Below are 7,317 nucleotides of genomic sequence, written 5' to 3' on the forward strand. Positions count from 1 at the left end.
GGCCTCGCCATAGGCCGCAAGAACTGGCTGTTCGCAGGATCCGACACTGGTGGGCAACGCGCTGCGGCGATCTACTCGCTCATCGAAACCGCAAAGCTCAACGCCATCGACCCCGAAGCTTGGCTCGCCGACATCCTCCCCCGCATCGACGACCATCCCAACAAACGCCTCCACGAGCTGTTGCCGTGGAACTGGAAACCCGCCGGCGCGCCACAGCCCGCTTGATCGGTCAAGACGGGTCAGGCCGGACGCTTACGACACTCCGCTGGGGACCTCTATTACTCTCGACGCTTCGAGTGCGGCCTCTGCGATTGCGAGGTGCGCGTTAAAAGTCGGGTGGACCGAGCCTTGGAAAAAATACCCCGGACCGCCGTATTGGGTCAAAGCGCTGTCATTTGCCGTTCGAAACCAGCGTGGCATATCCTGACGATACGGCCTAAAGTCGGCTGGACTGATCTCGCTGTTCCATTGCCAGACACCCGTTTCTTTGTCTCGACTGGCCAGTGGCAGTTTCAGCGGACTTTTATTGTCACGACCGCACCATCCATGCGCTCTTGTTTTCTCAACGTGACCATTGAAGACCGTCCAGCTCAATGCTGCATCCTTCTCCACTAGGCTATCTTGCAAACGAACCACCTCATTTAAGCGGCTCCAAACCCAATGTGCCATACAAACTTCTGAGTCAGCTGGATTAGCATTTTCCCGGAGCCCACATCCATTCTGACGAGGTAGTGTGCTGCCTTTTGGCCCATACTTAAATTGAAAAAACCAGCCATCAGCATTTCTGCGCCTTAATGGACTAGGAATAATTCCATTCAGAGCTTCGAAGCCAGCACGGTCGTCTATGAATTCATAAGGTGCCAAGCTCTTAGTTTTTGAAGGATCTGCTCCCATTGCAATTTTGAAGGCTAGATCTAGGCCCCTTTCCTCATAGGTTCCTTGATAATTCAAAAAGTCCCTTGTGTTCAAAATTGTACGACAGGCATACATATCTCCATCCCCAGCCTTTACTTGGAGGATGGCTGGATACTCAGGCTGGAAAACAATTGGAGGATGAACTGGATTTGCTGAACCGAGGCCGTCGTTGATACCTATTAACTGTGAGCGAAGTTCATTGAAATCACCACGAAGGTCATCTTTCAGCCTCGCTTGAGCTGATTTTCTTCCTGGAATCTTCAAGTTACTCAATGGCCAATTGGCGCGATCATAGGGCAAAACTGCGCCCCCAATCTTGGCGACTATTCTTGGGGCAACGAGGTCTAAAGTGCCGTATAAATAGTCGTTTGGCGGCAACACCATAGCTTGAACAACCCCTCCGAACTTAGCATCATTCCCGCCAATGGACAAATAGATTTGATCAATCGCCCGCTTATTGTCGAGTAAATTCCTGACTTGTTGGATTTGGTGAAAATCTTCTTTGCCACCACCCGGCAAATCCTTTTGGGGACCTTTAGTCAAGTCTGGAATCGTTGCCCCCGAACATCCAACGTGGACCAATGTGATGGCCTTGCGTTTATTTTGCGCAGCTTCGTAAAGGCCAGCCAATACTGGCCATGACAGCAGTGAACGATGGCAGGGTTTATCCCACCATTCCGCGTGCTTAATTGTGCCGTCTGGGATGGTTGCTGGCCAACTTGCCTTCTCAAACTCTTGCGATGGCCCAGTCCGAAGCAGCACTGAAGGAACGTCGGGGTTTCCTTCGCCTGCGATGAACGAATCGCCCATGGCGACAATCAATTTATCTTCAAAATCGATGCTCGTCGTTGCTAGTTGTAAGCCGCTCTCCAAAGCAACAGAAACGCTAACACCTTGTACGCCAAACTTCTCATCGGTGCCTGAGCGGAACACCTTTAGAACTATCTCTTTGCTGCATTCTTCACGTTGCGGAGCTGCAGTTTGGTTGAGACCATTGACACTCCAAACACAGGTCTGCTCTTGAATTGAAGCCGCATTTAAGAGTTTAACCCTGATCTTGTAGGATCTTGGACGAACATAGTCTTGCGAATAGACGCGGGTCCCATCAACACCTGTTCTATCTGACCAAACCCAATTTGAATTGCGCAACGATTTCCCATGATCGTTAATGAGCGCTGCAAGAATTTGATCGTAATGAGCCGAGAAAATGGTGCTAGAACTCGCTGGGATAATAGTTGAAGATGTAGGGTTAGCGGCTGGGGCATGCAAGTTTTCTAGAAGATTATCGATACGCGCTTTGGCGGCATCGTCTGCTTGATTAAAGAGCCTGAATCGATCTTCGACAGACCATTCTATTGAAATCGCATTGGTCTTTGTTGTTTCTGGATCCGCTTTTGCAAAACTTCCGAAGCAGGCAGCAGGGATGCAAAGCAATAAAAATCGAAATTTTGACATAACCAGAGCACCCCCGCTTTAGAATCCAGAATACCAATAAATCGTATGACTTTCGCTTTGAACGGTTGAACAGCTTACAACCGAACAGGCTTTTTAGAAATGGTATGTCGGGACCTGTAAGTGGTCAACAGCCAAGAAACTTGAACCAGCCCCTTAAAATCCAACCCATTATTAGGGGAATCCTTTCGCTTGAGGACGGCAGCTTTCGACGTCCGCGTGCCCTAAATTAGACCCTCCGCAATCGGCCAACTATTGCCGAAACAAGTCGGTCGTGGCCGAACAAAAATGGCAATGAACTTTGTGCGTTCAAATAGACAAGAACTCCATTCACCCCTGCTTTGACAATCGGAAATTCGATGAGCGCTAATTGAGATTTCTGTCTACCGGACTTGGAGGAAGCTCAGCACAATAGCGCTTTCACCCCCCCCCGCCTGCGCGCTTTAAGCAAATGCCCCCGTCCACCCCAGCCGCGCAAGGGACGGCTCGCGCCTCGTCGACGTATACGTCGACCCTTGCGCGTCTGGTTTGGCGTGGGCCGGTGAGAGGATTGCCGCGCAGGCGGCCCTGGTGATTGATATCCAACACTAGGAACTCCCATAGGGAGATCAATCTTATGTCTCACGTTCAAATGTTACCTCTGAAGGCTTTACAGCCCTCCCCCCTCAATGCTCGTCGCATTGATAAGAAAATCGCCATTGATGAATTGGCAGCCTCCATTCAGGCCCATGGTCTCTTACAAGGCCTAAGCGTCGTCGATGTCGGTTCTGGCAAGTATCAAGTCTCCGCTGGCGGTCGCCGCTTGGCAGCTTTGAAGCTCTTGCTTAAGCGCAAAGCCATCACGTCTGATTTTGAAGTCCCCTGCCAGATCGTTCCGGCTGACCTTGCCGAAGAAGCTTCCTTGGCAGAAAATGTCCAACGTGTTGCCATGCATCCCTTGGACGAGGTTGAAGCCTTTGGTCGCTTAGCTGGTGAAGGCCAAACAGAAGACGCTATCGCTGCCCGCTTTGGAGCCACAGTCCGCCATGTTCGTCAAAGATTGGCCTTAGCGGCCCTATCGCCCACCTTGAAAGAAGCATTGCGAAAGGGCGAACTTGGCCTTGATGCTGCACGCGCCTTTTGTCTGGTGGCTGACCATGAACGCCAAGACGCGGTCTTTGCCATCATGACCAAGCCCGTCGGCAATGCCTATGCGGTACGGTCTTATCTCACTCAAGGAGCCGTTCGAGTAACCGACCGGCTCGCAAAGTTTGTGGGTCTTGAAGCTTATGAGGCAGCCGGCGGCATTGTCCGTCGTGACTTGTTTGACGACAGCCTTGTGTTCCTCGATAGCTCGGACCTCCTAAATGAGCTGGCCACAGCCAAGCTTGAAGAAATGCGAGCTCCCCTCCTTGCCCAAGGCTGGGGTTGGGTGAGCTTGAATCTGGGTAATGGCAGAGCAGACGGTGGCTCCATGCATCGCATTCGTCCCGAATGGCATCAGCCGACTGAGGAGCAGAAGGCCGCTGCACACGTGATACGGGACAGAGCTTCCGAAATTGAGCAAGCGCTTGCGTCCGATCCAACAGATGCGGCCCTGATCGCGGAACTCGAGAGTCTCCGTGTCAAAGCCCATGAAATGGCCGACGCCTTGTCTTTCTTCGATCCAGAAAAGATGGCGTTAGCCGGTTGTGTGATCTCGATCGATTTTGAAGGTTATCCAGATACGATCGTCGGCATTGTCGCCAAAGGCGATCAAAAGAAGATTTCTCGGATCGACGCACGACGTGACGCCGAAAAGGCCAAAGCTGAGGCCGAACGACGCCGCGAAAAGGAACGTCTTGAGGCCGAGGCAATTCCTGCAACTGAGCCTGTTGCGTTTACACCCTCTCCCGATGGTGTGACCGTCCTTGTAATCGATCCTGCCGCAGGCACCGCACGCATTGCAGGTCAGAGCACTGGCGCGACCAGGCCTTTCGCTGATGTGGTCACATCAGGTGCTGAAGGTTCTGAAGGCATCACATCAACTACCCCCGAAGAACGTCCTCCTTGGGAAGAAGATGAGCCTGCGCCAGTCAATACCTCCGGCTTTACGCAAAAGACTTTGACTGAACTAAGCAGCGCACGCACGCGCGCCATTCGGGCTCATCTTTGTGAGGCCCCTGATGTGGCTTTGGCCCTATCTGTCTATACATTGGGATCTCACTTCATGGCGCTAACTGGCCCTGTCGGTATGAGCATTCATGCCTTTGTCTGTCATGCCTACTCCGATGCTGAATCCCTCGCCTCCAAGCGTGACACCTTGAAGGCATTAGACCTCTACGAGGAGAATTGGTTTGACTGGTGCTTGGCTCAAGGACCAGAGATCTTGCTTCAAACCCAAGCACTCCTAATCGCTTCGACGCTCGATCTCAGCCACAGTGGCAACACACCCATCTGTCGTCGCAAGCAAGAAGTCGCCGATAACCTTGCTACCCGTCTCCAAGTCGACATGACCAAATGGTGGGCACCAACTTCGGATTTCTTCATGGGTCTAAACAAGGCTCAGATTGCCGATGCGATCATGGAAAGTCCTGCGGTTTTGGAACTGCCTACGGCAAAGGATCGTGAGGCTTTCGAGGCGACGCTTGGCTCGAAGCGCAAGGATGAGTTGGCGCTGATGGCGGCGCAGACGCTCGATGGGACTGGCTGGTTGCCCAGCGTGATCCGAACGGATGGTTTGATCGTCGTGACTGATCCAGATGAGGTGTCGGCTTTTGAGATCACTGAGGAAGGCCTTGCCGCTTTGGCAAAAGTCGAGGCGGTAGAGCCAGATCTTAAATCCGTGGGAATCGCAGCGGAGTGACATGATAGCAAGATCAGCGGCTGGAAACTTGATCAAAGTGGACCGTCGCTGATCCCAATTCGCCATTATCTTGTTTAATTGGGCACATCGGCATTGGATTATTTCTTGAACCGAGCTTGGCACTTGATGGCATATATGCTACCAAAATTCATGGTCAAAGTCGTGATTGATACTAATGTCTTTGTCTCAGCGGTGATGAGCCCAGATGGCGGATCACGGGAAATACTTCGACAGGCATTGAAAGGTGACTTCAAGCCTATTTTCTCAAATGCCCTATTCGGGGAATATGAGGCCCTTTTGGCAAGAGATGAGATTTGGGCAAATTGCTCGCTGTCAGCCAGTGAGCGTGATGCCTTGTTAGATGCGCTACTGAGCGTTGCTGATTGGGTTCGAATTCACTTCCTTTGGCGGCCAAATCTCACCGATGAAGGCGACAACCATGTTCTGGAATTGGCTGTTGCTGGAGGTGCACGCGCGATCATTACATCAAATCTTCGCGATTTCCGTAACGCCGAACTTCTATTCCCGGATATAGAAATCTTCACACCCGGCGACTTTTTAAACTGGAGAAGAAAGTCATGAGCGTCCTTACCATTCGTCTACCTGATGACCAGCATGAGCGTTTGAAGGCACTGGCTGCGCACCGTAACATCAGCATGAACAAATTGGTCGAAGAGCTCGCCAACCGCGCGGTGACAGAATTCGACATTGAAGTTCGGTTCCGAGCTCGAGCCACACGTGGTAATCCAACAATTGGTCTAGCTTTGTTGGACAAATTGGATCGGGATTTCAAAAAGTCGGACTGACCCGCAGTCGTGATGCTTCGGTGTAATTTCACGAGCACCTCCCCTATCGGCCCAAAATCCCTGCACCCCTGACAGCCTGCCCGCAACCGTTCGGTCGGGCGCTCCGCTTCCGCCCCGGTCTGGACAAGGCAAGACTACCGGGGTGCGGGCAGGCAATCAGGGGTGCGGTTTGTTGATCTCGGCCGATGGGGGCGGCGCGAGCTCATGGTGAGTATCGCGTAACGCAAAAATCCCATCGGCGGAGGTCTCCGCCATGTCACTTTCAATCGCTGCATCTCGTCATTCCCGCTATTCATCAGCGTCCGATGAAGTACGTCTGACACCCCATGAGCGTGTCACGGCCCAAATCAGTTCTCTTTTAGAACGCGGTGTTCGCCCGTGGATCAAGCCATGGGATGATATTACCCCACCTGATGCTTTGGTTTTGCCCCTGAGATCATGCGGGACGCCCTATCGCGGGATGAATATCATTGCCCTGTGGGCTGCCTCTTTAGAAAGCGGCTTTCGGTCACGCCATTGGTTCACCTTCAAGCAGGCCTTGGCTATGAAAGCCTGTGTTCGAAAAGGTGAGCGCGGCTCCTTTGTCGTCTATTATGCCGAAGTGGGCGATAAGTCAGATGCTGATGGCAAGCCTTCTCGGGTACCTAAGTCCAAAGGTGCCAATGGCGATGAAACTGGCGAAACCCGTCGCATCTTGCGCGGCTATACTGTCTTCAATGCCGAGCAGATCGAAGGTCTTCCTGAAGATTTCTATGCGCCTTCTGAAACACCGCCGGTTCCGCGCACTTCAATTACCATCAGCGAAGATGAGACCCGCTGGGCTTCTCTCTTCGCGCGCATCCCCGTTACCCTGCGCCATGGCGGTAATCGGGCATTCTACTCAAAGGCCGCTGACTATATCCAAATGCCCCTTCGCGAGGCGTTTCGCGATGGCACCCAATACGAGACCGCCCATGCTTCCCGTCATGAAACCCGCCTCAATCGTGACTTCGGCCAAACCCGTTTTGGCGATGCAGGTTATGCTCTCGAAGAGCTAATCGCTGAACTTGCCAGCGCCTTCATCGGTGCCTGCATCGGCCTGCCCGCTGATCACCTTGAAGATCATGCTGCCTATATCGATGGCTGGCTCAAAGCCCTTGGCGATAATCCATCGTCGTTCCTGACCGCAGCGAGCAAAGCTCAAGCTGCCGCTGACTGGGTGCTGGGTGAGATGGAGGTGGACTAGAGCATGTGCCTATTAACTAAAAAGCAGACGTTTTAGAGGTCCGATTTCGGCAATAGTTGGCCGAAGAACGAACCCGCTCCGCGGGAGGTTTGTGC

Annotated in this window: 6 protein-coding genes; 5 read left to right on the forward strand and 1 reads right to left on the reverse strand. The window is 52.6% G+C overall.

Annotated features, from left to right (window positions below; genetic code table 11):
• A partial coding sequence (locus tag B7364_RS03340) for a transposase domain-containing protein (RefSeq protein ID WP_198534020.1) occupies positions 1–225 on the forward strand: 225 nt, incomplete at its 5' end.
• A 27-nt stretch (positions 226–252) separates the two neighbouring features.
• On the opposite strand, the gene B7364_RS03345 is transcribed toward B7364_RS03340, so the two are convergent.
• Positions 253–2,370: an SGNH/GDSL hydrolase family protein gene (locus tag B7364_RS03345; RefSeq protein ID WP_085338529.1), complete on the reverse strand. Its 2,118-nt coding sequence runs from the start codon at positions 2,368–2,370 to the stop codon at positions 253–255.
• 613 nt (positions 2,371–2,983) lie between these two features.
• On the opposite strand from B7364_RS03345, the gene B7364_RS03350 reads away from it, so the two are divergent.
• From B7364_RS03350 to B7364_RS03365, 4 genes are all read left to right on the forward strand, one after another.
• The gene (locus B7364_RS03350) at positions 2,984–5,191 is read left to right on the forward strand and encodes a ParB/RepB/Spo0J family partition protein (protein WP_085338530.1); all 2,208 of its coding nucleotides are present in this window, start codon (positions 2,984–2,986) and stop codon (positions 5,189–5,191) included.
• Positions 5,192–5,326: 135 nt separating this feature from the next.
• Positions 5,327–5,773: a putative toxin-antitoxin system toxin component, PIN family gene (locus tag B7364_RS03355; protein WP_232780792.1), complete on the forward strand. Its 447-nt coding sequence runs from the start codon at positions 5,327–5,329 to the stop codon at positions 5,771–5,773.
• On the forward strand, positions 5,770–5,997 hold the full coding sequence (locus B7364_RS03360) for a toxin-antitoxin system HicB family antitoxin (protein WP_085338532.1): 228 nt from the start codon (positions 5,770–5,772) through the stop codon (positions 5,995–5,997). The genes B7364_RS03355 and B7364_RS03360 overlap by 4 nt, the downstream gene beginning before the upstream one ends.
• Before the next feature lie 253 nt (positions 5,998–6,250).
• On the forward strand, positions 6,251–7,222 hold the full coding sequence (locus B7364_RS03365; protein WP_085338533.1) for an ArdC family protein: 972 nt from the start codon (positions 6,251–6,253) through the stop codon (positions 7,220–7,222).
• The last annotated feature ends 95 nt before the right edge of the window (positions 7,223–7,317 follow it).

Origin of the sequence: Aquidulcibacter paucihalophilus (assembly GCF_002105465.1) — a bacterium.
Lineage (GTDB): Bacteria > Pseudomonadota > Alphaproteobacteria > Caulobacterales > Aquidulcibacteraceae > Aquidulcibacter > Aquidulcibacter paucihalophilus.

Excerpts from the sequence above, each read along its gene's own strand:
- B7364_RS03345 (WP_085338529.1), bottom strand. The coding sequence starts at position 2,370 with ATGTCAAAATTTCGATTTTTATTGCTTTGCATCCCTGCTGCCTGCTTC.
- B7364_RS03350 (WP_085338530.1), top strand. The coding sequence starts at position 2,984 with ATGTCTCACGTTCAAATGTTACCTCTGAAGGCTTTACAGCCCTCCCCC.
- B7364_RS03355 (WP_232780792.1), top strand. The coding sequence starts at position 5,327 with ATGCTACCAAAATTCATGGTCAAAGTCGTGATTGATACTAATGTCTTT.
- B7364_RS03360 (WP_085338532.1), top strand. The coding sequence starts at position 5,770 with ATGAGCGTCCTTACCATTCGTCTACCTGATGACCAGCATGAGCGTTTG.
- B7364_RS03365 (WP_085338533.1), top strand. The coding sequence starts at position 6,251 with ATGTCACTTTCAATCGCTGCATCTCGTCATTCCCGCTATTCATCAGCG.